This window comes from Streptomyces sp. NPDC088254 (assembly GCF_044740925.1).
Lineage (GTDB): Bacteria > Actinomycetota > Actinomycetes > Streptomycetales > Streptomycetaceae > Streptomyces.
In genome coordinates this window covers 494,037-519,927 of record NZ_JBIURQ010000005.1, presented here as the reverse complement: position 1 = coordinate 519,927, position 25,891 = coordinate 494,037, and the positions used below count along the sequence as shown (strand labels likewise).

The window sequence follows — 25,891 nt, the reverse complement described above, 5'->3', positions numbered from 1 at the left end:
GCCGGCGCCCAGCGGGCGGTCGGGGGCGGCGGCCGCGGCGGTGAGCGCCGCTGCCGCCGCCCTGCAGGCTCAGCGGGTGATGTCGACGAAGACCATGGGCCGGTCGGCGACGGTGTGGAACGCGGCCTCGTTGCGGCCCCACCAGTGACCTGTCGGCTTGCCGGTGAGGGCGTCGGCCTGGATGAAAATCGTTCCGCGGCCGGCACCGCTCCATTCCTTCGTGGCAAGTCCCGGAGAGCCCTCGACCCGGGTGTCCCGGAACGCCCAGTGCGGCGACGTCTTGGAGGAGAAGGCGACGCCGTGCGGAGCGGAGGTGCTGTCGGAGACCCTGACCGCGTACTCCTGGGTGGCGCTGTTGCCGTCGCGCTCGAACGGTGCCACGGACTGCACGACCATCATGTGCCCGGTAGCGCCCCCGTCCGAGCCGTCCAGGTACTTCACCGCGATGACGGAACCCGCATGCAGGTCGCTGACCCGCTGCGCGGAGGGGCGGCTGATGTGATCGCTCATGTCATCGAGCGCGCCGCCGGCGGAGGTGTCGGTGAAGGCGTCGTAGTACTGCTCCGAGGTGGGGCTGCGGAAGCCGATACCGGAGGTGAACCACGTGTCGGTGGCCCAGGAGTAGGCATGTTTCAGCGAGGCGGTGAGGAACTGCGCGCACTTGGCCTCGACCTGATAGGAGCTGGGATCGCCGGGCGTGCCCCAGACGACCGTGGCTGTGGCGGAGTCCGCGTGGTCGAGAGCACCGGGGTAGAAGTTCTCCGGGTCCTGTCCCGGCCAGCCGAGTGTCGAGAGTTGGTCGATGATCTCGTTCTCGGCGGCCACCAGGGGGGCGCCGTCTTCGATCCCGTCTGCCTGTGCCGCAGTGGGCATGACCGCCAGAACAACGGCTGCCGACACTGCGCACAGGGGGCCTATGAGCTTGTTCATCGTGCTGATCTTCTTCTTTCTGTGATGCTGTTCTGTCGCGGCGGAGTTGGTTACTGCCTGCGGGGCGGGTGGCCGGGCGGCACAGCCGGATGTCGTGCAGTGCTGCGGGCGGGATCAGCCGTCGCGCGGCGCCGTGCAATGGGAACCGGCCGCCCTGCCGTCCCAGCGACCCGCTGACATCGGGAGCGGCCGGAGTCCGGGCCCCCGCACTGAGAGGCGTTCCGGGCGGGCGGCCCTCCCTCACCGCGAACTTGCCCGCCTCTGGCATCGCTCCGGTCGCTCGGGCAAGCAGGGTCAGTCAACCGTGAGCCGGGGAATCGGAGATGAGTAATGCCTGCCCATTCGGAGGGCCGAGGGCTGGCCATACGTCTCACAGGAGGCGCTGGCCTTGATCTCAGACATACGAGGCGCCGAGTCGGTCTGAAACGCAGATCGCGTGATTCTGCAGCGTGGTTGCGCCGGGTCCGAGGCGGCCGCGGCCGCGCTGTGCCGATCCCGTCCGGCAGCGACGTATCAGGGAGTTCGCCGCTGATCTGGCCCCACCGTGCAGCCGATGCCGGACCCGCCACCCGGATACGCAAGGTGCACCGCGTCGCGGACGGCACCCGGTGGCGCCCAGATCACCGCACGTACGAGAGACGGGCAAGCATGTCACGACGAACGGGCGGCCGGTCATGCAGCGGGCCGGCCGACAGGACTGGACTGTGCGGGAAGCGCCGTCCCGTCATGAAGGCCGGTGCACAGGCAGGCGACCTGACCGCTCGCGGCTTCAGCCCCGCGGCGGTGGACACGAGGTGGCCGGCGGCACCGCCTGGGGCTTTGACCGGTTCCGTCGTCTGATCTGCGTGTTCAATGGGCGGATGCCTGCGGTTCGAGGATGCTCCGGACGGCGGGGGTGTAGGCGGCGACGATCTCTTCAGGCGTCATGCGCACTACGGCTGGGATGCGCAGCAGGTAGCGGGTGAGGGCGAGGCCGAGCAACTGAGCGGAGACCAGCCCGACGTTGTCCTTGGTGGCGGGGCCCAGGGCCGGGGAGACCTGGGCGGCGAAGATCTCCCGCATGCGGCGTGCCGCCTGGTCGTTGGTGACGGCGGAGCGCAGAAGCAGCAGGAGCGCGTCGTCGGCGCCCTCGTGCTCCCAGCGGTGCAGGAAGTGCCGCACGAGGGCTTCGGCCCGTTCCTCTGCCGGGGTGGCGGACAGGTCGGGAAGGCGCAGGTCGATGTCGAGGGCGGCGTCGAAGAGCTGGGCCTTGCTGCCGTAGTAGCGCATGACCATGGAGGGGTCGATGCCCGCGTCGGCCGCGACGGCCCGGATTGTCGTGCGCTCGAAGCCCTGAGCGGCAAAGCGCTGGCGGGCGGCGTCGAGGATCGCTGTCCGGGTGCGGTCGGAGCGCCGGGGGCCGGGGGGAGCTTCTGTGTTGTCCGATGTCATGCCAACGAATGTAGGCCATCGTTCGTTGACTTTCCATCCCTTTGGATGCGTTAATGTCAACGAGGGTTGGCCAACAAACGTTGGCATCATGTGTCCTCCGTGGTGCAGCCCGTTGCGGTGCCGGGGCGGCAGCGGTCGGCGCCGGTCCCCCTCACTGCGCGCTCGCGCGTCAACGAACTCTGCGCTGCTGCCACGCCGCGCCTCCATGGCGGCTGCATCCACCACGGACGCGTCCATCGCACCAGCGCACCTGCCCAGCGGGAAAGGACGCCTCTCATGAACCGGGGCCTCGCAGAACAAGGTCACAAAGTGGTGCGTCACGGCGCAGTGCTGGCCGTCACATGCCTGGCTCTGGCTGCGGTCGTCTCGGCGATGGCATCGCTGAATGTGGCCCTGCCCGGCATCGCTCGTGAGACCCACGCGAGTCAGACGCAGCTGTCGTGGATCATCGACGCCTACAGTCTGGTCTTTGCCGCCCTTCTGCTGCTGGCGGCGACTCTGGGCGACCGGTTCGGCCGGCGCCGGGCCTTGCTGAGCGGCCTCGCTCTGTTCGCGGCCGGATCGGTCGCGGCCGCGTTCTCCTCGGAACCCGGGGTTCTCATCGCCCTGCGAGCTCTGCTGGGGGTGGCGGCTGCTTTTGTCATGCCCGCTACGCTCTCGACCATCACCAGCACCTTTCCCCGTGAGCAGAGGGCAAGTGCGGTCAGCATCTGGGCGGCCGTCGCGGGAGCGAGCGCCATACTGGGCCTGCTGGCTTCCGGCGCCGTGCTCGAAGCATGGTCCTGGCGATCTGTCTTCTGGGCGAACGTCGTTCTGGCGGTCGTGGCGTTCGTCGGCAGTTACGTCTTCGTGCCGGAGTCGGCCGAAGCGGACAAGCAGCGCGTCGACACCGTCGGCGCCACGCTCACGGTCGTCGGCCTGGGAATTCTGGTCTACTCGGTCATCCAGGCGCCCGAGCAGGGCTGGGCGAGCGCCCGCACCCTGATCGGCATCACGGTGGGATTCCTCGTGCTCGCCGGTTTCGTCGTCTGGGAGCTGCGCCACCCCCACCCTCTGCTGGATCCCCGGCTCTTCCGCAACAAGCCGTTCGCCGCCGGGACTTTGTCGATCACCTTGCAGTTCTTCGCGTTCTTCGGGTTCATCTTCGTCGTCATGCAGTACCTGCAGCTCGTGCGAGGCGACAGCGCGCTGATCGCCGCCCTGAGTGTGCTGCCCATGCCCGCCGCGATGATTCCGAGCGCCCGGCTGTCCCCGAAACTGGCAGCACGTGTCGGCGCTCGCCGTCCCTGGATCGCAGGGCTGATAGCCGTCGCCATCGGTCTGAGCGTGCTCGCCGAGCTCGACAAGACGAGTCCCTACTGGCTCGTCGTGACGGGGCTCATTCCCCTGGGCGCCGGTATGGGCCTGGCCATGACGCCCGCCACCGCGGCCATCACCGACGCGCTGCCCGCCCGCCTGCAGAATGTGGGCTCCGCGGTGAACGACCTGTCCCGTGAACTGGGCGGCGCCCTGGGAATCGCCGTCCTCGGCAGCGCGCTGAACGCCGGCTACCGCAACACGCTCGACACCGAAGGGCTCCCGGCCCACGTGGCTGAGGCAGCTCGCTCATCCCTCGCCGCAGCCAACATCGCCGGCGCCAGGACAGGCGACATCGCCCTGGTCAACCAGGCCCGCGACGCCTTCGCCTTTGGTCTGCACCTCGCTCTCGTCACCGGAGCAGGAGCAGCCGTCCTGGGTGCGGCATCGGTCGCTTTCCTCCTGCGGCGCTCCCCCGGCGCCCGTGACAGCGCCGACGGTTTCGACGGCGCCGCCACGCAGGGATGACCCGCTGCCGCCCTCCTCCCCCGCGCTGCCTGTGCCCCGCCTCGTGCCGGCACAGGCAGCGTCGTGCTCGGCCAAGACCGTGAGGCCGGGACGGCGCATTGCGCCTTCTGCACGTCGCGGTCCCCCTCGCGGCTGACCGCACTGCGGCAGCCGGGGGACGCGCTGCCGGTGTGCCCCGGCCGGCGTTCCTTCGCCGAACGCCCCGCACCGGCCGCCGCGACGGCGTGTACAGCGCTTCATCTGAGGGGAAAGGTGGTGTCGCGCAACGCGGTCAGGGCCGGGGCGTACATGCGGGCCTTGATGGTGGCGAGGGTGGCCCCCGCCCTGCTCGCCTGCAACCGGGCCAGTGCGATGGCCGCCGTACGCACTTCGTCCTCGGCGACCGCCTGGTCGACGATGCCGGCGGCCACCGCGTCGGCTCCGCCGTAGCGGTGCGCGGTGAGCATGGCCCGGTGCGCGGTGTGCGGGCCCAGCCGTGCCTGGATGAGTGCGGACATGCCGGGGCTGAAGGGGATGTCGATGTCCGCCTCGGGCAGGCACCAGTATCCGCGGTCAGCGCGCATGACGCGGAAGTCGTGCGCGAGGGAGAACATCGCTCCGGCCGCGAAGGCATGTCCCTGCAGAGCCGCGACGGTGATCACCGGCAGGGACAGCATGCGCGCGAAGAGCTCCTGGACGCATACGACGTAGCCGGGGTGCTCGTCCAGGTGGGCCAGCAGCCAGTCCAGGTCCAGGCCGTTGGAGTAGAACTTTCCCGTCGCGGTGGTCACCAGAGCGCGCGGGCCTGTCTCTTTCTCGACCTCGTCCAGTGCGGTGGCGACGGAGGCGAGCCAGTCGGGGTGGAAGCGGTTCTCGCCGTCTCCGAGGTCGAGAACGAAAACGTCGTCGTGACGATCGAGCGTGGGCATCTGGCTCCTTCGAGTGAGGCGGGATTCGGGTGTGAGGGGCGAAGTTCGTCGGGGCGCTCTACCGGTTTCCCAGGCGTGCCGCTCGCAGCGAGGCCCGGGCGCGCCTGCTGTCACGAAGCCCTCGCGGCGCCGGCCTCGCCGTCCGCTCGCCTTCCCGTCCTTCACGGACGTGCCCTCGATCAGCGGCGTGGGTATGGCGCCGGCTGAGGCCAGGAACCTGAGCCGGGTGCCTCAGCGGTCTTCTGCGACCGGCCTCGGCCTCAGGGACGCCGGCGCAGAGGTGGTCCTCCGCCCACACGGTCAGGGCGGCCAGCGGGATGAGGAGGGCCTTACCGTGGGCGGAGAGCGCGTAGCGGGAACCTGATGGCGTGTCCGGCGCGGCGGTTCGGGTCACGAGGCCGAGGGTGGTCATCTCCCGCAGGCGCCGGGTGAGCACGCCTTCGCTGAGACCGGGGAGGCGCTCGCACACCTGGGCGACATCGGCCGGGCCCCGGGCGAGGGCGGTGATGATCAGCCCGGTGCCGCGTCTGCCGAGCAGGGAGAAGGCCCGGGTGAGGGCCACCAGGGGTTCGGGGAGTTGCACAGGGTGGGGCTGGTGCGGCGGCTGAGGATACGGCAGCGTCATGGCCGGTTCCTTCCTGGTACGTCGCTGAGGGCAGCGGGTGCGGCCCTCGCGCCGTACGTCGTGATGGCTGTCGGGCGGTCGGCGGTGGCTGCGCAGCCGACTTCGCCGTGTCGCTGTGGGTGCCGCTGTTCGGCGTCTCTGCCTGGTCCGTGCCGGGCTTGCCGGTCCGGCGCAGCAGGAGGGTGACGACGACGGCCAGGACGGTGGTGGCTGCGCCGCTGAGGAGGGCGAGGTGCATGCCGGAGGCGAAGGCGTCGCGGGCCTCGTCGATCAGTGCGGGGTTGCTTGTGGCGTGTTGTGCGGGTTGCACGCCAGCACGCCGGCGGCGATGACCCTTTCGGTGCCGGACATCGAACTCCAGTCGTGCCGGAGGTCGTACGGATCACCGGATCCGGCGCTGAAGGCACCGTTGGTGGCGGCGCGGAGTCCGCCGACACCCCACGCCGAGGACTGCTACCGAGCCGATGCCGAGGCCGGCCGGTTTCAGCGCGTCCCTGCGGGTCACGGCTATCTGTGGAGGGTCGTCTGTGACGGTGTTCGTGGCCATTGCGTCTCTCCTGTCGCGCGGCCCCGGGCTGTGGCAGGAGCTTGGCGTGGGGCAGGGTGTTCGCGCACCACCCCGCCGCGAGATGTACCCGGGGTGCCCGAGCTGGCAGAATCGGCGTCGGGTTGCGGTGCCGGGCCGCAGGTCGGGAGCGTCGTGACGTCGGACATACCCAGGCGGCCACTGCTGGCCGTGAAGCAGGTCATCCCGCCGGCCCGGGCCGGCGCGGTCCCGCGTGAGCGCCTGCATCGGCAGTTGCGTCTGGCGGAGACCCGGCTGACCGCGGTGGTGGCACCCGCCGGCTGGGGCAAGACGAGTCTGCTCAGCGGCTGGGCGGCGGACCCCGAGGAGAAGCGCCGCATCGCGTGGGTCTCGCTCGACGAGAGCGACGACGAACCCGTCCGGTTCTGGAGCTACGTGCTCACCGCGCTGCACAACGCCGGCGACGCGATCAGCACGGGCCCGCTCAAGGCATTGGACGCGGCCGACGTCTCCCCGGTCGACCTCGCGCTGCCGAGGCTGCTGAACGAGCTCGCCGCATCCGAGGTGGCGCATGTGCTGGTCCTCGACGACTACCACCTGCTCACCGACCCGCGGATCCACGAGGCGGTCGAGTATCTCGTCTCCTACCTGCCCGCCTCGCTGCGGATCGTGATCGCCACGCGAACCGACCCGCCGCTGCCGATCGCGCGGCTACGGGCCCGCGGCGACCTGACCGAACTGCGCGCGGCACAGCTGCGGTTCTCGCCCGACGAGGCGGCAGCCCTGGTGTCGGCAGTGTCGGGGCACGACCTCGACAAGACGACGGCAACAGCCATGTGGGAACGGACCGAGGGGTGGGCGGCAGGCCTGCAGCTGGCCGCCCTCGCACTGCGCGCGGACCCGGCGAAAGCCCACGCCGACGACCGGCACCTGCTGGACTACTTCGCGGCCGAGGTGCTGCCGGGCCTCGAACCGCGCCACCGCGACCTCCTCGTGCGGGCCGCGCCGCTCGAACGGCTCTCCGGCCCGCTGTGCGACGCCGCACTACAGGTGACCGGATCGGCCCAGGTACTGGCCGATCTCGTCAGGGCGGACCTGTTCGTGGCCGCCCTGGACGACGAACAGCAGTGGTACCGGTGCCATCACCTGCTCCGTGAGGTCCTGGCACACGAGGCCACCACGGACCCGCGAGAGGTCCTCGGCCACGCCGCGGCCTGGTTCACCGACCAGGACCGGATCGACGACGCGGTACGCCACCTGCTGCGCGCCGACCGCGACAACGACGCCGCCGAGCTGATGCTGCGCAACGCGGAGACCTGGTTCTTCCCCCGCGGGGCCGCCGCGACCTACCTGCAGTTCGGCGAGCAGCTGCCCCGCCGGGCGGTGAACCCGGCGCTGGCGTTCTCACTGGCCTACACGGCAGCGCTCTGCGGCGATCAGGAGCGTGTGAACCACTGGCTGGACGCCTGCGAGGCAGGTGACGCCCACAACACTGCCGTACCCGGCTGGCACAGCTTCCGCAGCGCCGTGCTCTGCGTGCGGGCGGGCTTCGGCATGCCGGATGCCCAGGCCGCTCTCTCCGTCGCCATGGTGCAGCAGGCGCTGGACGAAGAAACCGAGGCAGGCACCGCCGGGCATCCGACCACTCGGGCGGCACTGGGAGCCATGCTGGCCCGCGACGGCCGCTTCGACGAGGCCGCGACCCTCCTGCTCGACCTGTGGTCGTCACCGACCCACCGCAAGGCGTGGCCGCCGTCGCTCATGCTTCAGGGCGCCGGCACACTGACGATCAGCCTCGCCGAAGCCGGCCGCGGCGAAGACTGCGACCGGGTCCTGCGCGAGGCCCGTCCGCTCGCCGACGCCGTCGAACGAGACGGGCGGGAGACGAGCACGCCGGGGCTGGCCCCGCTGCGCATCGCCCAGGCCAGACGCAGCTACCAGAAAGCCGACATGGAGGCGGCCGCCGTACTGCTGCGCCGAGCCGTAACCCTCGCCGAACTGCACCCACGGCCGACCGTACTGTTCCTCGGCCTGCTGTATCTCGCCGACGCCGAACTCGCCCTCGGAGACCGGCCGGCCGCCCGCGCCGCACTGGCGCGGGCCCGCGAGGTCGTGGACGAGGAGCCGGTGAGCGCCTACGCGGCTCGGCGCCTCGAGCAGGCCGAAACGCGGCTGGGCCGTGCCGGCACCCGCACCGCCGCACGCTCCGGTGTCCTCGCGGAGGAACTGACCGACCGCGAGCTGTCGATCCTGCGGGCACTGCAGGGACCGGCGACCCAGCGGGAGATCGGGGCGGCGCTGTTCCTGTCCATCAACACGGTCAAGGCGTACAACAAGAGCCTCTACCGCAAACTCGGCGTCGCGTCCCGCCACGACGCCGTCGCAGCTGCGCGCGATCTTGGCCTGATCTGAGGCCACCCGGAGTGTTCTTCCCGAGCGGGTGGTGCGCGGGCACCGGGGCCACAGGATTTCTGGACGGCATGACCCATACCCGTTTCGAGCTGAGAGGTCGTCTTCACCTAAGTCGCCCGTTTATCGGATGATTCCTCGGGTGATGGAAGACGGTACAGGCGGGGGCGCAGAGACCGCCGTTCCGGTCGCCGAAGCCATGGATCAGGCATCGATCCGCGCTCTGCTGAACCTGCTCTGGGATGCCGGCCACGAGGTGCCGGCTTTTGAGGCGGTGACGGTCGGAGACGTCCCGCGGCGGTCCTGCCGCGGCGGGAGTCCCACGACATACCGGCGGGCGGCACCCGGGTGAGAAGGACTTCGCCGGTCCGAACGGCAGTGGGACGCCACTCGCTTCCCGGTGTCCGCCGATGCCGCCACGGGCTTGCGGGCACGCGCGACGGCTGCTCGGTGCGGCGCACGTTCCTTCTTCCTGCGCCGGCGCGTCGGCGCACCCCGTTCACCGTGCACGGTGGCGAGGAGGGCGATGTCTAGCGGTAGTTGAGCTCGGCAAGCTCGGTGGCGAGCTTCCTGGGCATCAGGGTGTGCCCCAGCAGAGGCAGCGCGAGGTTGCGGACACCGCGGGCCACGGAGCTGCGCGTGGTGGCCACGCGGGTCATGCGGTGGGTGAAGGCGACCACACGCTGGGCCACGGGGCGGCGTTGCGCCTCGTAGCCGTCGAGCCGGCCGGTGGCGAACGCCCGGCCCAGGGCGTAGCCGTCCTGGATGCCGGTGTTCATCCCCTGCCCGCCGGCGGGGCTGTGCACATGGGCGGCGTCGCCGGCCAGCAGCAGACGGCCGGCGCGGTAGTGGTCGGCGACCCGGTGGTGCACCCGGAACCGTGACGACCATGCCATACCGGTGACCTGGGCCTGGCCGGGGGCGCGCTCGTCGAGCAGCTTCTGGACGAAGGCGATGTCCGGTGCGGCGGGCGCCTCGTCCACGGTGGCCACGACCCGGTAGTGGCCGCCGGGAAGCGGGGCGACGACGGCGAGCCCCAAGGTGCCGAAGGTCAGCGAGACTTCGTCCGGTCCCGGGACCCAGTTCATCACGACGTCGGCGAGCACGAAGGACTCGGCGTAGGCGTTGCCGGTGAAACCGATGCCTGCCGCCTCACGCACGGTGCTGTGCATGCCGTCGGCGCCGACGGCGTACGCGGCGCGCAGCGTCTCGCCGGTGGTCATGGTGAGCGTCACGCCCTTCCCGTCCTGGACGACGGAGGCGACCTCGTAGGGGCGGTGCACGTCGCCGCCGAGCGCGCGCAGCCGGTCCAGCAGCACGCTCTCGGTCTCGTACTGAGGAACCATGAGCGTGTACGGATGGGGCGTGGGCAGCTTGTCGAACGGCACGGTCAGTAGTCGGCGCGCGCCGTCGCGGACGGCGAACCGGGTGACCTGGACGCCCCGCGCGATCAGTGCCTCGGAGGCTCCCAGCTCGTCCAGGACCTCCAGCGTGCGGGCATGCACCACGGCGGCGCGCGACGTGTTGGCACCCTCCGCCAGCTTGTCCAGGACAACGAAGTCGATGCCTGCGGAAGCGAGTGTGACGGCGAGGGCGAGACCGGCCGGTCCGGCGCCGACGACGGCGACTTCGGTGCGGGCGGGAAGTGGGGTGGCGTTCATGGCGGAGCCTTCCGTTTCTGATCCGGGAAGTAGGTCAACAAGCGTTGGCCGACGCTCGTTGACAGGATGCTCGAATTTCCAGCGAGAGTCAACACGTGTTGGCCCACACGTGTTGACGCGAAGGGTCGGGGTCCTGCAACGGCACTGGGACCGAGGGAAGGCTGGTGGGTTGCACCGAGGTGCGCGGGCTGCGGGCGGACCGCTCGCGCAGGCGGCCGGCAGAGCACACCGAGACAGAGTCCGACGGCCGCCTCACAAGCTGCGGGACCCCGACAGCACTCGATCTGCCTGGGGCTTCATCCGTCTGCTGCCCAGCCCGCCCCGGAGGCTGGAAGGGGCCCGGCGCGTCCCGGTCCGGTCCGGCCGCGGCTCCTCCTCGTCGCGTCATACCCGGCGGTTCGGAGCAGCTCCGTGCGTTCCTCCTCGCCGGTTCCGCCCCACACACCCGACGTCTGTGCGGTGCCGAGGGCGTAGGACAGGCACTCGGAGCTCACCGGGCAGCGGGCGCAGACGCGTTTGGCGGCAGCGGCCTCCCGCAGCGCCGGCCCGATCGTGCTCACGGGGAAGAACAGCTCAGGGTCCTCGCCCACGCAGGCGGCGGCGCGCAACCACTCCATCTCACTCCACGGCATCGCTTTGCCTTCTTTGCTGTAGAACGCGTGGCGCTGCGGCATTTCCCGGCCTTCACCAACCGACCGTTTCAGGCTCACGGCGGCCATGAGGGTGGCTGTCGAGCCGATGCCCAGTCCGGCCGGCTTCAGGGCGGCCCCGCGGGTCACGGCTGTCTCTGAAGGGGTCGTCCGGGACGGTGTTCGCACCCATTGCGTCCCGCCTGTCGCGCGGCCCCGGTCTGTGGCAGGAGACTCGCGTCACACGGGGTGCTCGCGCACCACTCCGCCCCAAGATGTACCCGGGGTGCCCGACCGGCAGAATCGGCGCCGGGTTGCGGTGCCGGTTCGCAGGCCGGGAGTGTCGTGACATCGGACAGGCCTGTGTGCTGGTCCTCGACGACTGCCACCTGCTCACCGACTCTCTGATCCACGAGGGGGTCGCATACCTGGTCGTCCACCTGCCCGCATCGCGTGGGTCTCGCTCGACGAGAGCGACGACGAACCCGTCGCGACCTGAGCGAACTGCGCGCGGCGCAGCTGCAGTTCCCGCCCGACGAAGGAGCCTCTCACCGCGCTGCACAACGCCGGCGACGCGATCAGCACGGGCCCGCCACAGGCGGGTCCCGCCGGCCCGGGCCAGGTTCTGGAGCCACGTCTCCACCGCGAACTCAGCGTCGCCTCCCGGCACGACGCCGTGACAACGGCACGCGAACCCGGCCTGATCTGATCCCACCCCGGGTGTCTTTGCCTCGCGGGTGGTGCGCGCGCCCACGGGCGACGGGTTTCCTGTACGGCATGGCCCCCACCCGCTACGAGCTGACCCTGCGCGCACCGATCGCCCGCACCCTGCTGGACGTGATCCGGGCCAGGTTCGACCACGTGTCCACGCCCGGCGAGGACGGCACCGTGCTGATCGTCGAGAACATCGACCAGGCATCGGTGCGCGCCCTGCTGATCCTGCTCTGGGACACCGGCCACGACGTACTGGCCTTCCAGGAGACAAGGGCCTGAGACGTCCACCGGCATGCGTGATGGCCTCGGGCGTGCGGCTGTCACCGGTTGACGTGCGGCACGACCTCGCTGTCGCCGCGGATGGCGGACCGGCGCCGGAGGGCGGTCGGCCGGTTGCGACCGCAGCCGACCTCGCCGGTGCGGTCGGCTGCGGCAGAGGCTTGCGGTCCACGACACGCCAAGGCCTTTGCCATCTCCTTGCGCGAGGTGCCTTCCGCGCCCGGACACAAGGGCCCGCAGAGCGGGCATCACCGGCTGGCCCCTGCATCGTTGACTCCCCCGGCCTCCGCCCGAAAGCGTGTCGCACCCTCCGGATCCAGGACTGCCGCTCACGCCGGTGACACCGCGCGCGAAGGACGGAAGACCCGGGGCCGGACCCGGTACGCCTGCCACCGCCACAGAAGCGATCAAGACACCCGGGTGAACCCCTCGCACAGCGACTCGCCCGGACGAACGCCCGTCCCACTGACGCTGGTTCTTCCGGTCGGCATCGTGGCCGCCGCCCTCGCCCCACGCAGGATGACTCGCTCACTCACCGGCTGCGCGATCTTCGGCCACGGCGCAGTCGCGAGGGACCAGGACGCGGCCTCGCTCGCTTCCTGGACCTCCGCCGGGCTGCTCTCCTGCACGGTGGTCGAACTGCCGGCGAAGACGATCAGGCGCAGAACGAGGAACCGCCCGATTCCGGCGAGCCCCGAAGCACTGAGATAGACGGCCTGCTCGCTCAGCGTCCCGGCCGACGGCTGTATGAGGTGCAGGACGAACATCGCCGCGCACGTCACTGTGTAGGCGGCCAAGGCCGACCCGGCGGACTGCCAGTGCCGGCGCCATCCGGCATGCCGCCCGGCCTTGAAGGTGAAGCGCGCGTGGAGTTCTGTGCACAGGATGGTGGAACCTGCGGTGACCAGTGCGTTCGCCGACGCCCAGGGCATCAGCGTGGCCAGCAGTGCCACGGCCGGCCCGGAAGCGAGTCCGACACCGCCGCCGCACAGGACGAACCGGGAGAAGGAGGTGAGCGGGCCGGGAGCGGCTGCGGTCGGGTGCGCCTCGCCCAAGGCGGCTTCTGCCCGGCCGGTGCGCTGCGCCTCGTACGCCGCACCGGGCTTCGAGGGGAGCAGCGACTTCATGGCGGTCGTCCTTCCGGGCCGGGGGCACCCCGGTCTCCGGGCCGGGTGCAGAACAGAGTGCCAACAACCGTTGGCCATCACCTGTTGACAGGATGCTCACCCCCGGCCGGAAAGTCAACACCAGTTGGCCTACATCTGTTGGCATACTGTGGGGGTCGGAGAACCCACTGCCCCCGGCGCTCCGACCGCACCCGGTCTTCTTTCTCTTCGGCCAGCCGTGAGGGCCGTTCACCGCCCTGCTGTCGCCGCTAGGGGCCAAGGCATCATGATCCGCCGTCACGTCCGTCGGCGAACCTGCCGCACTCCGCGGGGATATGGGCATCGTCTACTCATGTGAGGGGCTTGGAGCCGAAAGGACGATGAGTACCTGAGAGGACCCGCACCTGAGGTGCGGCGCAGTTCTCTGACCTGAGTGGTCAAGGAGGCAGGCCGACCCTGTTCCTCTCGTCCCCCTCAATGAACAGGGAGCCCTCGTGGCCTCGTTTCTCTACAGACTCGGGCGGCTGGCCTTCCGTCGCCGCAGGCTGGTAGCCCTCATCTGGGTGGCACTCCTGGCACTCGCCGGTATCGCCGCGGCGTCCGCGCCGGCGGCCACCTCGTCGTCCTTCTCCGTTCCCGGCACGGAGGCCCAAAGGGCCTTCGACCTGCTGGAGGAGCGTTTCCCCGGTGGCAGTGCCGACGGTGCCACCGCCCGCATCGTCTTCAAGGCGCCCGACGGCGCGAAGATGACGGACGCCGGTGCCAGGGCCGAGGTCACCGGCGTGGTCGCCGCACTGAAGTCCGGCTCCCGGCAGGTCGCCTCCGTCACCGACCCGTACACGACGCAGGCTGTGTCGAAGGACAGCTCGACGGCGTACGTATCCGTCACCTACCGGGTCGGTTCCATGGAACTCACCGACGACACCCTCCACGCCCTGAAGAAGGCCGGCGCACAGGCCCGGCACGACGGGCTCACCGTCGAGATCGGCGGCGACGCGCTGCAGGCCACGCCGGAGACGGGTGCCGGGGAGATCATCGGCGTGGTGATCGCCGGGGTGGTCCTGGTCGTCACCTTCGGGTCGCTGATCGCCGCGGGTATGCCGCTGCTCACCGCGCTCGTCGGCGTGGGTATCGGCATCTCCACGATCACGGGACTGGCCGCCGCCCTCGACCTGGGCACGACCACCTCGACGCTCGCCATGATGATCGGCCTCGCGGTCGGCATCGACTACGCGCTGTTCATCGTCTCCCGCTACCGCTCAGAACTCACCGAGGGACGCGAGAAGGAGGAGGCCGCCGGACGGGCCGCCGGCACTGCGGGCTCGGCCGTGGTCTTCGCCGGCCTGACCGTGGTCATCGCCCTGGTAGGCCTGGCCGTCGTCAACATCCCCCTGCTCACCAAGATGGGTGTCGCCGCGGCCGGCACCGTCGTCATCGCGGTGCTCATCGCTCTCACCCTGATTCCGGCCCTGCTGGGCTTCGCCGGTGACCGTGTCCTCGGCCGCAAGGCCCGCCGGGGCAGGGCCGTCCCGCGCAAGCGGAACATGGGCGCCCGCTGGGCGCGTCTGGTGCTCCGCCACCCGGTCGCCGTCCTGCTCATCGGCGTCGTCGGCCTCGGCGCGATCGCCCTACCGGCCGCCTCGCTGGAGGTCGGCCTGCCCGACGACGGCTCGCAGCCCGTCAGCACCACCCAGCGCAAGGCCTACGACCTGCTCTCCGACGGCTTCGGCCCCGGCTTCAACGGACCGCTGACGGTCGTCGTCGACGGCGACGAAGCCGAGGCCGACCGGGCGATCACGCTCATCCGGAGTCTCCACGGCGCGGCCGCCGTCACCGAGCCGACCCTCAACAAGGCCGGCGACACAGCCATGATCACGGTCATCCCGAAGGACCGGCCGTCCTCACTGGCCACCGAGGACCTGGTCCACGAGATCCGGGACAAGACCAGCGACCACGTCTATGTCACCGGTGCGACCGCGCTGAACACCGACTTCTCGCAGAAGATGAGCGACGCACTGCTGCCCTATCTCGCGCTGGTCGTCGGCCTCGCCTTCCTCCTGCTGATGGTGGTGTTCCGCTCACTGCTCGTGCCGCTCAAGGCAGCGCTCGGCTTCCTGCTCTCGGTCGTCGCCGCGCTCGGCGCCGTCGTGGCCGTCTTCCAGTGGGGCTGGCTCGGCTCGCTGTTCGGCGTCGAGCAGACCGGCCCGGTCATGTCGATGATGCCGATCTTCATGATCGGCGTGGTCTTCGGCCTCGCCATGGATTACGAAGTCTTCCTGGTCACGCGGATGCGAGAAGCCTTCGTCCACGGCCAGCAGCCCGGAGACGCCATCGTCACCGGCTTCCGGCACAGTGCCCGCGTGGTGATCGCAGCGGCGGTCATCATGATCGCGGTCTTCGCGGGCTTCATCGGTTCCAGCGAGCAGATGATCAAGATGATCGGTTTCGGACTCGCGATCGCGGTGTTCTTCGACGCCTTCGTGGTCCGCATGACGATCGTTCCGGCCGTGCTGGCTCTGCTGGGCCGGCGGGCCTGGTGGCTGCCGCGCCGGCTGGAGCGGAGTCTGCCCAACGTCGACGTGGAGGGCGAGCAGCTCGACAAGGAACTGTCCCAGAGCCCGGGCGGTTCGGACGAGGACCGCGGACTGATCCCCGTCTGAACCAGGGACGGTCCGAAAAGATTCGGGGCTCTGTGCGGGGCGGTCGGCGGCGCCGCACACGCCCGGGCATCATCTGCTCGCGGCGCGCCCCGGAAGGCGGCGGCCCGTGGGGACGAGACCGCCGCTGGAAAGGATGGCCGTGCTGTCGCTGCAGACAGCACGGCCATCACCCACCGGCGTTCGAAATGCCGCAGCGCTCAGCGCCCAGGCCAGGAGTCCTGCCGAGGAGGAGAAGCACAGCGGGCCGGGTGCAGCTCGGCGGGAGGAACGGCGCGGCGCAGCAGGACGGCGGACGCCTCCGCACCGGCGTTGCGGTAGCTGCGCCTGGCCCGGGCGATGCGCAGCGCAGCCGGCCCCCGCGTGCTCGTCTCCCGCCCGTCGCGCTCGACGGCGTCGGCGAGCGGACGGACCTCGCACATGACCCGGTTCGCAGTCCTGCCCGCGGCCGGCTTCGACGAGGGGTGATCGTCAGCGTGCCGAAACGCCCTGCCGCATCAGCGACGGCGGCCACGCCTTGCGCTGGCGCGGCGACGACCGCAGATCGCGAAGCGGCCCTCTCGGGCCGGCACAGCCCCCGGCGCCGCCCTACGGCCGGATGCCCGGCGGAGCTCGCTGCGGTCTCCTCGTCCAGCGCCTGTTGCATCACCACGACGGATTGCGCGTCCTCGGCATCCGGCACCGAAACCCGCAGGCACACAGAGCGCAGCGCTGCGCAAGCGGTGCCGGCCGGAGACGGCGGTGCCGCGGGCGTCCCCCGCCTCGCAGACGTCCCATCGGTGGTTGGCCGGCTCCCGATCGCCGCAGAGCACCGCTGTGCAGGCCGGTGAGTGCGCCGGCGCGGGGCCCACCGGCCGGCCGGGCAGCCGCTCGCCGAACTGCACGTACTCGCGGCGGCCACGGTGTCGCCGCTGACCAAGGCGACGTCTGCCTGCCCGGAGGCAGCTCGTCCTCGTGGTGGAGGCAGGCCCCAATCGTGACGGCGCCCGAGGGCAAGCCGTCCAGGCACCGCTTCCTCTCGTGCCCAGCCCTCGTGCGTTGCGTCAGATCAGGCTCTTCAGGAGTTCTTCGACCGCGTCGACAAGGACATCGCCCTCGGTTCCCGGACGTCGGACCATTGCGAGTTCCACGTCGGGCAGTTCGGGCAAGCCGCGCGCCGCCATGCCGGACTCGACCTGGGCGGGAAGGAGGGCCGCAGCGCCCAGCCCGGCGCGGACCGCGCTCTGCACGCCGGCCAGGCCGGTGCTCTCAAAGGCGATCCGCCAGTCACGTCCGCTGTCTTTCAGAGCGTCGAGTACCGGCATGCGCCAGCGGCACGGCTGGGAGAACAGCACGAGCGGCAGCGGGTCCAGGCTGAGGTCCACCTCAGGCCCGGCGGCCCAGACGAGGGGCAGCCGCACGGTCCAGCGCGGAGGTTCGGGCAGATACGCCGGGTCACACAGCGCCAGGTGAATGCGGTTGGTCGTGAAGGCCCTTCTCATCGCCGGGCCGGGCGCGCTGACCAGTTCCAGCGTCGCCTGCGGATGCATCCGGCCGAAGTCGGCCAAGGCCTGTGCGAGCGGAGCGGCAGCGAGGTCCTCGATCAGACCTACGCCGCAGTGCCCGGCCACGGTCTCCCCGGTGGCCGTCACAGCCTGTGCCGACAGGGTAAGGATGCGTTCCGCGTACGGCAGCAGAGCCTCCCCGGCCCTGGTCAGCGACACACCTGTGGCAGACCGGTACAGCAGCGGTTGACCGACGGCGCGTTCGAGTTTCCTCAGCTGCCCGCTGAGCGCCGGCTGGCTGTGCCCCAGCACGTTCGCCGCCCTGCTGATGCTCCCCGAACGGACGCAGCTGACAAAGGCCCGCAGGAGCGATGTCTCAAGATCCGGCCCCATAAGCACAGGTTATATCCGCCCTAGGAAAGTTGCCGGTTCCTTGAACCTGGCGACGGACCGTACTGTCCGAAACATGCGCTACCTACACGTTGACGTCTTCAGCAGCCGGCCGTACAGCGGCAACAGCCTGGCGGTGTTCCCGGACTCCGCACAGCTCAGCGCGGAGCAGATGGCGCGCATCACCCAGGAGATGCGCCACTTCGAGTCGGTCTTCCTGACCCGGGACCCCGCCGGTGACCGGAGCCGGCATGCGCGCGTCTTCGACCTTGCCGGGGAACTCGACTTCGCCGGCCACCCTCTCATCGGCGCGGCATGCGTCCTGCACGCGCTGCACGGTGGCGACGAGACCGAGACCTGGCCCCTGAAGCTCAAGGCCCGAGCGGTCGACGTCACCACCCGACGTCGAGCAGCGGGCCGCTACAGCGCCGTTCTCGACCAGGGCCCCGCCGCATTCCTCGGCCGCCCCGACATCGCCGAGCTGGCCGCCTGGTTCTCCTTGGACACCGACGACCTGGATCCGGACCTTCCTGCGGAAGTGCTCTCCACAGGACTTCGGTACCTCATGGTTCCTGTGCATGGCGACGCGCTGGAACGCGCCCGGATCGCCCGGGACCTCGAAGCTCCCCTCGCTGCACATGGCGCACAATTCGCCTACCTGCTCGACGCCACCACGCTGGAAGGCCGTCACTGGAACAACGACGGCGTCCTGGAGGACGTGGCCACCGGTTCCGGCGCCGGTTGCGCCGCCGCCTACCTGCGCCGGCACAGCCGGATCGGCGACGGGGAGAGCGTCACCCTGCACCAGGGGCGCTTCACCGGCCGCGCCAGCCAGATGACGATCAGCGCACACGGCGAAGGGCAGGACATCCGCTCCGTCACGGTGGGCGGCGAAGTGGCGTTCGTCGCTGAAGGGCATCTGAGGGAGCTGCCCGCATGAGCCCCTCCGCGCTGCCCCACGTCGGCCCTGCCGCCATCCGGGCCGCAGTCGGATACGAAGACGTCCTGGAACCGGTGGCCCTGGCGCTCGCCGACTACAGCCGGGGCATGGGCGACTCTCCGGTGGTGGTCTTCGCACCGGCCGGGCGGGACGGCGACGTTCACGTGAAGTCGGCCTGGCTGCCCGGGCGCCCCGTGTTCACCGTGAAGGTGGCGACATGGTTCCTCGAGCGATCCCGGCGCGGCGGTACGCCGGCATCCGGGATCATCGCCGTCTTCGACGCCCAGACCGGTGATCTGCGGATGCTGCTGGAGGACGAGCACCACATCTCCGACATCCGTACCGCTGCTGCGGGCGCCCTTGCCGCACGTACCCTGGCCCGACCGGATTCTGCCGTGCTCGCCGTCCTGGGCACCGGTGTCCAGGCTTATTTGCAGATCCTGGCGGCCGCCCATGAACTTCCCCTGCGGGAGGTACGCGTGTGGGGGCGCAACCCCGACCATGTGCTGCGCCTGACAGCCGCTGTCATGGCCCGCCACCCTGAACTGCACGTGAGGGCCGCGACCGATGTCCGAGGGGCCTGTCAAGGGGCCGACGTCCTGGTCACCGCAACCGCCAGCACCGAACCGCTGGTCGAAAGCGCGTGGCTCACGCCAGGCATGCACATCACCGCAGTCGGCGCCGACGATCCTTCCAAGGCTGAACTGTCTCGCGACTGCCTGCTGAAAGCCGATCGGATCGTCGTCGACAGCCGTGAACTGGCCGGCGTCCACGGGGACCTGGCGCGAGCCGGAATGGACACCGCGGAGCATGCAGAGCTCGGAGAGGTCCTGGCACGGACCGCACCCGGCCGATCGGACAACGCCGAGGTCACTGTCTGCAAACTCATCGGCCTCGGGGTGCAGGACCTCGCCGCAGCCGAGGTCACCCTCAGGTACCTCGGCGACGGCGCCCCTTCACGCAAAAGGCCACCGGCGAGTGCAAAGGATGTGGGCGGCGCGCGATAGGAGAACCAGCGGACCTGCAAGGCCAGGTCGGTGCATCGCTGGTTTCCCCGGAGTATGTCCAGCAGCGGGAGCGACTGCTTGTCGTTGCGATTTCCGTCGGTCGGCGGGAGCGGGGTGCCGGTGACGACGGGCTGCTTACCGCCCCGTGCGCGGCCGATCGGGCTGGGCACGCCTTGGGTCCGCACCGGACGGCCCGGACACGACAGAAGCCGATCACCGGTTGGATGCCGATATGCAGCATGAAAGGGATCCCGCGCAGCGTGCCGGTCCGGCACCCGCAGTCTGCCTTCCACCGACTTCGGTGCCGGCCAGGGCGGCAACGGCTCGATCGGCGACCACAGCTCCACGATCCAAGGACGCGACTGCCGTTTCCTCACGACCAGAGCAACGACCATCCACGCCGAAAGCCACATGATCAACGGCTTCTGGGGATGCTCTGGACCAAGGGTGCCGGCGTCTCCCCCCCAGGGTGGCGCGCAGCGCCTCCCTGGCCTTCACCCGGTCCGCGGCCGGGCAAGCACGGCGGCGGGCCCCACTCCGGCAGCTGCGCCGCGAACACCTCGGCTTCCTCGACCCGCTGGTGGACCGTCATGACCGTACGCAGGTCGGGCGCGACGGTGTGCTCCAGGAGCGCCGTCTGCAACAGGGCCAGGCCACGGCCCCGCGGCACTTCCTCTCACGCCGAGAATCGGCGAGGGATCGCGGATCTCAGTACGTCATCTCGAAGTCCGCGATGACGCCCTTCTCCATCGCCTCCGAGAGCCCGAGTCCTGCCGGCCACGCGCCGAACGTCCCGTCCGGATGGCTGGCCATACCGGCGATCTCCAGCCTCCTGTCCGCGCCGCACCGAGATGGTCGGGGCTTCGCGAGCAAGCCGGTAGAGCACATGCCGACGCAAGACGTGCCCGGGCGGAAGCCGTGGATGGTCGAAATCCTCGCGTGGGTCGTGTGTCATGCCCAAGCGTTCCATGACCGCCCGGGAGCGTCGGTTGCCCGCAACGGTGAAGGAGACGATCTCTGGCAGGTCCAGCACGTCGAAACCGAAGCGGACGGCCGCTCTTGCCCCTTCGGTGGCGTAACCATGCCCCCATGCTGGTCTGGCCAGCCTCCATCCGACCTCCACCGCCGGAGTGAAGGATGCATCGAACGCTGTCCGAGACAGTCCTGTGAAGCCGATGAAAGTACCGGTGGAGACCAATTCAACCGCCCACCAGCCCCATCCTTCACTCTGAATTCCCGCCGATATCCGTTCAGCTAAAGCATCGCTGTCCTTTCGCTCCAAGAGGCCTGGAAGATACTCCATGACCTCTTCGTCAGCGTTCAGACGAGCGAACGGCTCCATATCAGACGGCTTCCAAGGGCGAAGCACGAGACGGGCCGTGCGCAGCTCAACCGGTGGAGACAAGGTCACCGGACCCTCCATCCCAACGACACTCGAACAGACCCGCCGGGCCCTGACTGACGCGCCCTCACAGACGGGCTCGAAGGTCCTGCTCCTGAGTACTCGAGCTGTGCATGCTCTGGTGCGGCAGCGAGGTGGCGGCTGTGGACGTCGGCTCTGCGAGCTTCGCCACCGCATCGACCCGCCTCCCAGCCATGCGGCACCCAAGGCAGTCCGGGTGCCCCTGCCGGGCGCCGGGGTCCTTCACCCGCCAGTCCCACTGGTCGGCTGGTCGGGGACCGCTGGGCTTCCCCCAGCCCGCCAGGTGGAGAAGCCAGGTGATGACCGCCGCCAGGGCGATCACGGCGATACCGGAGATCACCAACGCCGCGGAAACAGCGATCACTCCGAGACCTGCGACACAGAAGCCGGCCACTGCGACGGCTGTACCGGTCCAGCCGGCCACCGTATGCCCCAGGTCCACGTTTTCGTGTGCGCTCATTTTTCTCTCCCTTTCAGAGGATTCAGCGAGTCAGGTTCTGCAGACGTGGCAGTGCACACCAAAGGGATCGCATCGGCCGGCCGAACACCGATTTCCTGAAATTCGGCCTGGAGACGTGATGCGATGTTGCTCAGAAATCTCCGAGTTTCGTGAACAGCGGTTGTGGAATGACGGACGAACCGGTGGCAGGGGTCCGAAGAGGACGTCGTCGATCCACTGCTTTGTTCCAGGTGCTCTCGACGAGGTGGCCCTCACGCCGTAAGCCCCCGCGCTGCAGCAGTTCGGCCGGGTGGAGATTGCGCCTGTCCCAGTTGGCCGAGACGCGGTCGGTGGCGGGGATCCCCGGCCGAGAACGTGGCCGCCCGCTGCCGGGCATCCTCCCGCAGCAGCGGCGTATACCGGGGCTGATACCGGCTCACCCTCCGGCCCGGACCGATACGCAGACAGGGCCGGAGCGTCTTGTGGCACGAACCTCCAAAGCAGCAGCCTTGCCGTCTCCATGCCCTCACGCCGTTTCACAAATCCGCCCTGGCCTGGTCGCGTCGGGCAGAACGGGCTTCCTCGGAGGCGTTCGCGGGGAGATGGTCCTGCGCCCACACCGTCAGGGCGGCCAGGGGAATGAGGAGCGCCTTGCCGTGGGAGGCGAGCGTGTAGCAGGTACGTGTAGGTGTGCCCGGGTAGGCGGTTCGGGCCACCAGGCCGAGGGCGGTCATCTCCCGAAGGCGTCGGGTGAGCAGGCCGTCACTGAAGCCGGGGACGCGCTCGCGAATCAGGTGAAGGTCGGCCGGGCCCTTGGCCAGGGCCGCGACGATGAGACCGGTGCCGCGTGTGCCGAGGAGAGCGAAGGCGCGGGTGAGGGCTTCCAGGGGCTCCGGCGATCGGGGAGGGCCGGGTTGGTGCGCCGTCTGAGCGCGCAGCAAAGTCATGTCAGTTTCCTTACCGGGTACGGCGCGAGGGACGAATCGTGGTCGCTCGCGCCGCACGTCGTGGTAGATGTGCCCGACAGTCGGTTGGTGGTTACGCCGTAGCCTGCGCCGCTTCCCGGTCCGTGCCGTCGGTCTGCGTCTGCGCCTGGTCCGTGCCGGGCTTGCCGGTCCGGCGCAGCAGGAGGGTGACGACGACGACGGCCAGGACGGTGGTGGCTGCGCCGCTGAGGAGGGCGAGGTGCATGCCGGAGGCGAAGGCGTCGCGGGCCTCGTCGATCAGTGCCCGGTTGCCGGTGGCGTGGCCTATGTGGTTGGCGGCGGCGAGGGAGGAGCGTGCCGCGTGGGCGATCGGGGCGGGGAGCCCGTCGGTGTCGAGGGAGTCGCGGTACTGGGCGCTCATGAGGCTGCCGAGGACGGCGATGCCCAGGGCTCCGCCGAGTTCGCGGGACAGGTCGTTCACGGCGGATCCCACGTTCTGCAGACGGGGTGGCAGGGCGTCGGTGATGGCGGCGGTGGCCGGCGTGGTGGCCAGGCCCATGCCCGCGCCGAGCGGCACGAGCCCGCCCACGATCAGCCAGTACGAGCTGCCGGCGTCGAGTTGGGCCAGCACGGCCAGGCCGGTGGTGACCAGGATGAGGCCGACGGTCCAGGGGGCACGGATGCCCCGCCGGGCGACCAGGAGCGGGCTGAGGCGGGCGCTGGGGATCATCGCCGCGGACATCGGCAGCACGCTCACCGCGGCCATCAGGGCGCTGTCACCGCGCACCAGCTGGAGGTACTGCATGGTGACGAAGATGAACCCGAAGAACGCGAAGAACTGCAGTGTGGTCGAGATCGATCCGGCCGCGAACAGCTTGTTGCGGAACAGCCGCGGGTCGAGCAGGGGGTGAGGGTGCTTCAGCTCCCAGGCGACGAAGGCGACCAGGACGACGAGCCCGATGGCTATGCCGGCCAGGGTGCGTGTGCTGCCCCAGCCGTGCTCGGGCGCCTCGATGACCGAGTAGACCAGCACCCCGAGTCCGGCCACGGTGAGAGCCGCTCCGACCACGTCCACCCGGTGTTTGCCCGGCTGCGCGGACTCCGGCACGAAGAGGTGGGTGCCGATGAACGCCACCCCGGCCATCACCGCGTTCAGCCAGAACACCGACCGCCACGACCACACCTCCAGCAGCGCGCCCGAGGCGAACAGTCCCAGCGCGGCGCTGGCGCCCGCGACCGCCGCCCAGATGCTGATGGCGCGCGCCTGCTGGTCGCGGGGGAACGTGCTGGTGATCGTGGACAGCGTGGCGGGCATGACGAACGCGGCGGCCACGCCGAGCAGGGCGCGCAAGGTGATCAGGACGCCCGGTTCGTCCGTGAAGGTCGCGGCGAGCGAGATCACCGCGAACAGTCCGACGCCGCCGAGCAGGGCCTTGCGACGGCCGAAGCGGTCACCGAGGGTCGCGGCGAACAGCAGCAGCGAGGCGAAGATCAAGCTGTAGGAGTCGATGATCCACGACAGCTGGGTCTGGTTGGCGTGCGTCTCCCGGGCCACGTCGGGCAACGCCACGCTCAGCGAAGCCATCGCCGATACGACGGTCGCCAGGGCCAGGCAGGTCACGGCCAGAACGGCACCGGGGCGCAATGCGCGCACCGGTCCTGCGGCCGGGCCCGTGACGGGTGAGGCGGGCATGGGGGATCTCCTTTGTACGAAAAACTGGTGGACGGGCGGCGCTTCGGACCCGCCGCCCGGGCAGAGGTCAGCGGGTCACGACGTCGTCGAGACTGCGGCGCGGGCTGAGGCCCGGCGTGCGCTCGGGGTGACCGATCCGGAAGGACAGCAGGCCGCTCGAGGCGGGGCGGCCGAGCAGAGCGGCCCAGCGTGCGGAAAAGACATCGGGGTTGCCGGACGCGGCGTCGCGGTCGATGCGTTCGGTGATCTGGTTCATGTGGTGCAGGCCGAGGCCGAGAGCGGTCGCGGTCAGATGCATCCGGGCCAGCAACCGTCCGCCGTTGACCTGCGCCGTTCGGTCGGTGACGTCGTCCACGGTGATGACGCCGTACGCGGCGGCGGTCGCGGTGTGCACCTCGCGGGTGGCCTTGACCCAGTAGGCGTCGCCGTCCTTGCGGGACTGCGCCGGCAGGAGTTTCGCCGCGAACAGGGTCAGGCGGCTGAGGCCCTGGCCGTCGAGGGTGAGCCCGTCACGGTGCTTGTCGATGGTGCTGCGCGAGCTGCGGAACCAGGTGAAGGCTTCTGTCGACTGGGCGGAGTCCGCGGTGATCGCCTCGGTGGCCTCCACGTAGAGCCGGCCCAACCGCTGACGCGCCGTCCCGTCGGTGATCCACAGCACGCTCGCTCCGTCGACGCGGGAACTCTGCTCGGTGAAACCGCTCAGGTCCACGGGCCTGGACGTGTACGGGCCGCGGTTGGTGTGCCGGTGCGGGATCGCGGCGGCCAGGTCGCGGTCCCGCCCTCTGCCGCCGCCGCTCAGGGCGATCCGGGCGACCAGGTCCGAGGCGACGCCGTCCGGGAAGAGGGTCACTTGCGCGGTCAAGGCGGCCGATCCGGCGGCGATCACCATGTTCTCGACGGCGCAGCCGAGTCCGGCGAAGTGTTCACGGCCGCTCGCGTCGTTGAGAGGCATCCGCCGGCTGGGGTCGGAGTGGACGTCGATGACGTTGCCGTTGACGCTCATGCGCCAGGGCTGGGTGTTGTGCGGATTGCACGCCAGGACGCCGGCCGCGACCACCCGCTCGACGCCGGACATCGAACTCCACTCGTGCCAGAGGTCGTACGGATCACCGGATCCGGCGCTGAAGGCGCCGTTGGTGACGGCCCGGACTCCGCCGACGCCCACGCCGAAGGCGGCTGCCGAGCCGATGCCCAGGCCGGCCAGCTTCAGCGCGTCCCTGCGGGTCACGGCTGTCTCTGGGGGGTCGTCTGGGACGGTGTTCGTGGCCATTGCGTCTCTCCTGTCGCCCGGCCCCGGGTGGTGGCAGGAGACTCGCGTCGGACAGGGTGCTCGCGCACCACCCCGCCGCGAGATGTACCCGGGGTGGTGGAACTCGGCGTGGGAGTTGCCGGCGAACTCGATGCCGGGCAGCCGGCCGACCGGCACAGCCGGCAGCCGCCGGGAGCCGCCCCCGACAGCGCACCGGACGACCTCGCAGCCGTACGCGGTCAGCTCATCCCAGACTCCGAGTTCGCCCGGGGCCGCCAGGGTGCCGGCGGGCACGATGGCCGGGAGCTCGGTGGTGTTCATGGCGGAGTCTTCCGTTCCGGTCCGGAGAACAGATCAACGAACGTTTGCCAACATTCGTAGGCCAACGTGTGTTGACATAGTGCGCAGACCTCCTCCGGAAAGTCAACAGACGTCGGCCTACAATCGTTGGCACACTGCACACCGAGACCCCGAGACCAGCCCCGCCAAGCGCTTCGACCCCACCAGGGCCGCGATCCTGCCCGCCGCGAACCATCCGCAGCCCAGGCCTGGAACGCACCACGACCCGAGCCGTGCCCTGCGACGCCGGGAACGCCCCCTCGAGAGTGACGCCCCCCCCCCCGCACAGGGCGGCTCCTCAG

Annotated in this window: 18 protein-coding genes and 3 pseudogenes; 6 read left to right on the top strand and 15 right to left on the bottom strand. The window is 70.2% G+C overall.

Annotated features, from left to right (window positions below):
- Window positions 1-69: 69 nt before the first annotated feature.
- Together ACIOC0_RS18185 and ACIOC0_RS18180 are read right to left on the bottom strand one after the other, a co-directional pair.
- Window positions 70-930 (bottom strand): hypothetical protein, encoded by an 861-nt coding sequence (locus ACIOC0_RS18185; protein ID WP_402155946.1) that lies wholly within the window; start codon window positions 928-930, stop codon window positions 70-72.
- Window positions 931-1,779: 849 nt separating this feature from the next.
- Window positions 1,780-2,361, bottom strand: a complete 582-nt coding sequence (locus ACIOC0_RS18180) for a TetR/AcrR family transcriptional regulator (protein ID WP_402155945.1) — start codon at window positions 2,359-2,361, stop codon at window positions 1,780-1,782.
- 276 nt (window positions 2,362-2,637) lie between these two features.
- On the opposite strand from ACIOC0_RS18180, the gene ACIOC0_RS18175 reads away from it, so the two are divergent.
- On the top strand, window positions 2,638-4,185 hold the full coding sequence (locus tag ACIOC0_RS18175) for an MFS transporter (RefSeq protein WP_402155944.1): 1,548 nt from the start codon (window positions 2,638-2,640) through the stop codon (window positions 4,183-4,185).
- Window positions 4,186-4,421: 236 nt separating this feature from the next.
- Here ACIOC0_RS18175 and ACIOC0_RS18170 read toward each other — a convergent pair whose 3' ends face one another.
- A complete protein-coding gene (locus tag ACIOC0_RS18170; protein WP_402155943.1) occupies window positions 4,422-5,093 on the bottom strand; it encodes an enoyl-CoA hydratase-related protein in 672 nt (223 codons plus the stop codon).
- A 58-nt stretch (window positions 5,094-5,151) separates the two neighbouring features.
- The gene (locus tag ACIOC0_RS18165) at window positions 5,152-5,718 is read right to left on the bottom strand and encodes a winged helix-turn-helix transcriptional regulator (protein ID WP_402155942.1); all 567 of its coding nucleotides are present in this window, start codon (window positions 5,716-5,718) and stop codon (window positions 5,152-5,154) included.
- A gap of 700 nt (window positions 5,719-6,418) precedes the next feature.
- Between ACIOC0_RS18165 and ACIOC0_RS18160 the strand changes: the two genes are divergently transcribed.
- Window positions 6,419-8,656 (top strand): LuxR C-terminal-related transcriptional regulator, encoded by a 2,238-nt coding sequence (locus ACIOC0_RS18160; protein WP_402155941.1) that lies wholly within the window; start codon window positions 6,419-6,421, stop codon window positions 8,654-8,656.
- A 527-nt stretch (window positions 8,657-9,183) separates the two neighbouring features.
- On the opposite strand, the gene ACIOC0_RS18155 is transcribed toward ACIOC0_RS18160, so the two are convergent.
- Complete coding sequence (locus ACIOC0_RS18155) at window positions 9,184-10,314, bottom strand: FAD-dependent oxidoreductase (protein ID WP_402155940.1); 1,131 nt, start codon at window positions 10,312-10,314, stop codon at window positions 9,184-9,186.
- A 296-nt stretch (window positions 10,315-10,610) separates the two neighbouring features.
- Window positions 10,611-10,931, bottom strand: coding sequence for a WhiB family transcriptional regulator (locus tag ACIOC0_RS18150; RefSeq protein ID WP_402155974.1), 321 nt, complete (start codon window positions 10,929-10,931; stop codon window positions 10,611-10,613).
- 789 nt (window positions 10,932-11,720) lie between these two features.
- Here ACIOC0_RS18150 and ACIOC0_RS18145 point away from each other — a divergent pair.
- The gene (locus ACIOC0_RS18145) at window positions 11,721-11,936 is read left to right on the top strand and encodes a hypothetical protein (RefSeq protein ID WP_402155939.1); all 216 of its coding nucleotides are present in this window, start codon (window positions 11,721-11,723) and stop codon (window positions 11,934-11,936) included.
- Window positions 11,937-12,565: 629 nt separating this feature from the next.
- Here the strand turns inward: ACIOC0_RS18145 and ACIOC0_RS18140 are convergent.
- Window positions 12,566-13,063 (bottom strand): annotated as a pseudogene (locus ACIOC0_RS18140) (hypothetical protein); the annotation flags it as partial.
- 473 nt (window positions 13,064-13,536) lie between these two features.
- Here ACIOC0_RS18140 and ACIOC0_RS18135 point away from each other — a divergent pair.
- Window positions 13,537-15,702: an MMPL family transporter gene (locus tag ACIOC0_RS18135; protein WP_402155938.1), complete on the top strand. Its 2,166-nt coding sequence runs from the start codon at window positions 13,537-13,539 to the stop codon at window positions 15,700-15,702.
- Window positions 15,703-15,899: 197 nt separating this feature from the next.
- On the opposite strand, the gene ACIOC0_RS18130 is transcribed toward ACIOC0_RS18135, so the two are convergent.
- The 3 genes and pseudogenes from ACIOC0_RS18130 to ACIOC0_RS18120 form a co-directional block, all read right to left on the bottom strand.
- Window positions 15,900-16,121 (bottom strand): hypothetical protein, encoded by a 222-nt coding sequence (locus ACIOC0_RS18130; protein ID WP_402155937.1) that lies wholly within the window; start codon window positions 16,119-16,121, stop codon window positions 15,900-15,902.
- 621 nt (window positions 16,122-16,742) lie between these two features.
- Entirely contained in the window at window positions 16,743-17,330 is a 588-nt protein-coding gene (locus ACIOC0_RS18125) for a LysR substrate-binding domain-containing protein (RefSeq protein ID WP_402155973.1), read from the bottom strand.
- 60 nt (window positions 17,331-17,390) lie between these two features.
- A pseudogene (locus tag ACIOC0_RS18120) lies at window positions 17,391-17,576 on the bottom strand (LysR family transcriptional regulator); the annotation flags it as partial.
- A gap of 73 nt (window positions 17,577-17,649) precedes the next feature.
- Between ACIOC0_RS18120 and ACIOC0_RS18115 the strand changes: the two are divergent.
- Together ACIOC0_RS18115 and ACIOC0_RS18110 are read left to right on the top strand one after the other, a co-directional pair.
- Window positions 17,650-18,513 carry a PhzF family phenazine biosynthesis protein gene (locus tag ACIOC0_RS18115; protein ID WP_402155936.1) on the top strand — a complete coding sequence of 288 codons (864 nt, stop codon included), beginning with the start codon at window positions 17,650-17,652 and terminating at the stop codon, window positions 18,511-18,513.
- Complete coding sequence (locus tag ACIOC0_RS18110; RefSeq protein ID WP_402155935.1) at window positions 18,510-19,520, top strand: ornithine cyclodeaminase family protein; 1,011 nt, start codon at window positions 18,510-18,512, stop codon at window positions 19,518-19,520. Before ACIOC0_RS18115 ends, ACIOC0_RS18110 begins: the two co-directional genes overlap by 4 nt.
- Before the next feature lie 961 nt (window positions 19,521-20,481).
- On the opposite strand, the pseudogene ACIOC0_RS18105 reads toward ACIOC0_RS18110, so the two are convergent.
- The 5 genes and pseudogenes from ACIOC0_RS18105 to ACIOC0_RS18085 form a co-directional block, all read right to left on the bottom strand.
- Window positions 20,482-20,943 (bottom strand): annotated as a pseudogene (locus tag ACIOC0_RS18105) (GNAT family N-acetyltransferase); the annotation flags it as partial.
- Window positions 20,944-20,989: 46 nt separating this feature from the next.
- Complete coding sequence (locus ACIOC0_RS18100; RefSeq protein ID WP_402155934.1) at window positions 20,990-21,403, bottom strand: HGxxPAAW family protein; 414 nt, start codon at window positions 21,401-21,403, stop codon at window positions 20,990-20,992.
- A 515-nt stretch (window positions 21,404-21,918) separates the two neighbouring features.
- Window positions 21,919-22,329, bottom strand: coding sequence for a winged helix-turn-helix transcriptional regulator (locus ACIOC0_RS18095; protein WP_402155933.1), 411 nt, complete (start codon window positions 22,327-22,329; stop codon window positions 21,919-21,921).
- A 91-nt stretch (window positions 22,330-22,420) separates the two neighbouring features.
- Entirely contained in the window at window positions 22,421-24,001 is a 1,581-nt protein-coding gene (locus tag ACIOC0_RS18090; RefSeq protein WP_402155932.1) for an MFS transporter, read from the bottom strand.
- Between the two features lie 67 nt (window positions 24,002-24,068).
- Window positions 24,069-25,571: an Acg family FMN-binding oxidoreductase gene (locus tag ACIOC0_RS18085; protein WP_402155931.1), complete on the bottom strand. Its 1,503-nt coding sequence runs from the start codon at window positions 25,569-25,571 to the stop codon at window positions 24,069-24,071.
- Between the last annotated feature and the right edge of the window lie 320 nt (window positions 25,572-25,891).

Excerpts from the sequence above, each read along its gene's own strand:
- ACIOC0_RS18110 (WP_402155935.1), top strand. The coding sequence starts at position 18,510 with ATGAGCCCCTCCGCGCTGCCCCACGTCGGCCCTGCCGCCATCCGGGCC.
- ACIOC0_RS18115 (WP_402155936.1), top strand. The coding sequence starts at position 17,650 with ATGCGCTACCTACACGTTGACGTCTTCAGCAGCCGGCCGTACAGCGGC.
- ACIOC0_RS18130 (WP_402155937.1), bottom strand. The coding sequence starts at position 16,121 with ATGTGCGAGGTCCGTCCGCTCGCCGACGCCGTCGAGCGCGACGGGCGG.
- ACIOC0_RS18085 (WP_402155931.1), bottom strand. The coding sequence starts at position 25,571 with ATGAACACCACCGAGCTCCCGGCCATCGTGCCCGCCGGCACCCTGGCG.
- ACIOC0_RS18175 (WP_402155944.1), top strand. The coding sequence starts at position 2,638 with ATGAACCGGGGCCTCGCAGAACAAGGTCACAAAGTGGTGCGTCACGGC.
- ACIOC0_RS18165 (WP_402155942.1), bottom strand. The coding sequence starts at position 5,718 with ATGACGCTGCCGTATCCTCAGCCGCCGCACCAGCCCCACCCTGTGCAA.
- ACIOC0_RS18090 (WP_402155932.1), bottom strand. The coding sequence starts at position 24,001 with ATGCCCGCCTCACCCGTCACGGGCCCGGCCGCAGGACCGGTGCGCGCA.
- ACIOC0_RS18095 (WP_402155933.1), bottom strand. The coding sequence starts at position 22,329 with ATGACTTTGCTGCGCGCTCAGACGGCGCACCAACCCGGCCCTCCCCGA.
- ACIOC0_RS18145 (WP_402155939.1), top strand. The coding sequence starts at position 11,721 with ATGGCCCCCACCCGCTACGAGCTGACCCTGCGCGCACCGATCGCCCGC.
- ACIOC0_RS18170 (WP_402155943.1), bottom strand. The coding sequence starts at position 5,093 with ATGCCCACGCTCGATCGTCACGACGACGTTTTCGTTCTCGACCTCGGA.
- ACIOC0_RS18100 (WP_402155934.1), bottom strand. The coding sequence starts at position 21,403 with ATGAGCGCACACGAAAACGTGGACCTGGGGCATACGGTGGCCGGCTGG.
- ACIOC0_RS18185 (WP_402155946.1), bottom strand. The coding sequence starts at position 930 with ATGAACAAGCTCATAGGCCCCCTGTGCGCAGTGTCGGCAGCCGTTGTT.
- ACIOC0_RS18150 (WP_402155974.1), bottom strand. The coding sequence starts at position 10,931 with ATGGAGTGGTTGCGCGCCGCCGCCTGCGTGGGCGAGGACCCTGAGCTG.
- ACIOC0_RS18180 (WP_402155945.1), bottom strand. The coding sequence starts at position 2,361 with ATGACATCGGACAACACAGAAGCTCCCCCCGGCCCCCGGCGCTCCGAC.
- ACIOC0_RS18155 (WP_402155940.1), bottom strand. The coding sequence starts at position 10,314 with ATGAACGCCACCCCACTTCCCGCCCGCACCGAAGTCGCCGTCGTCGGC.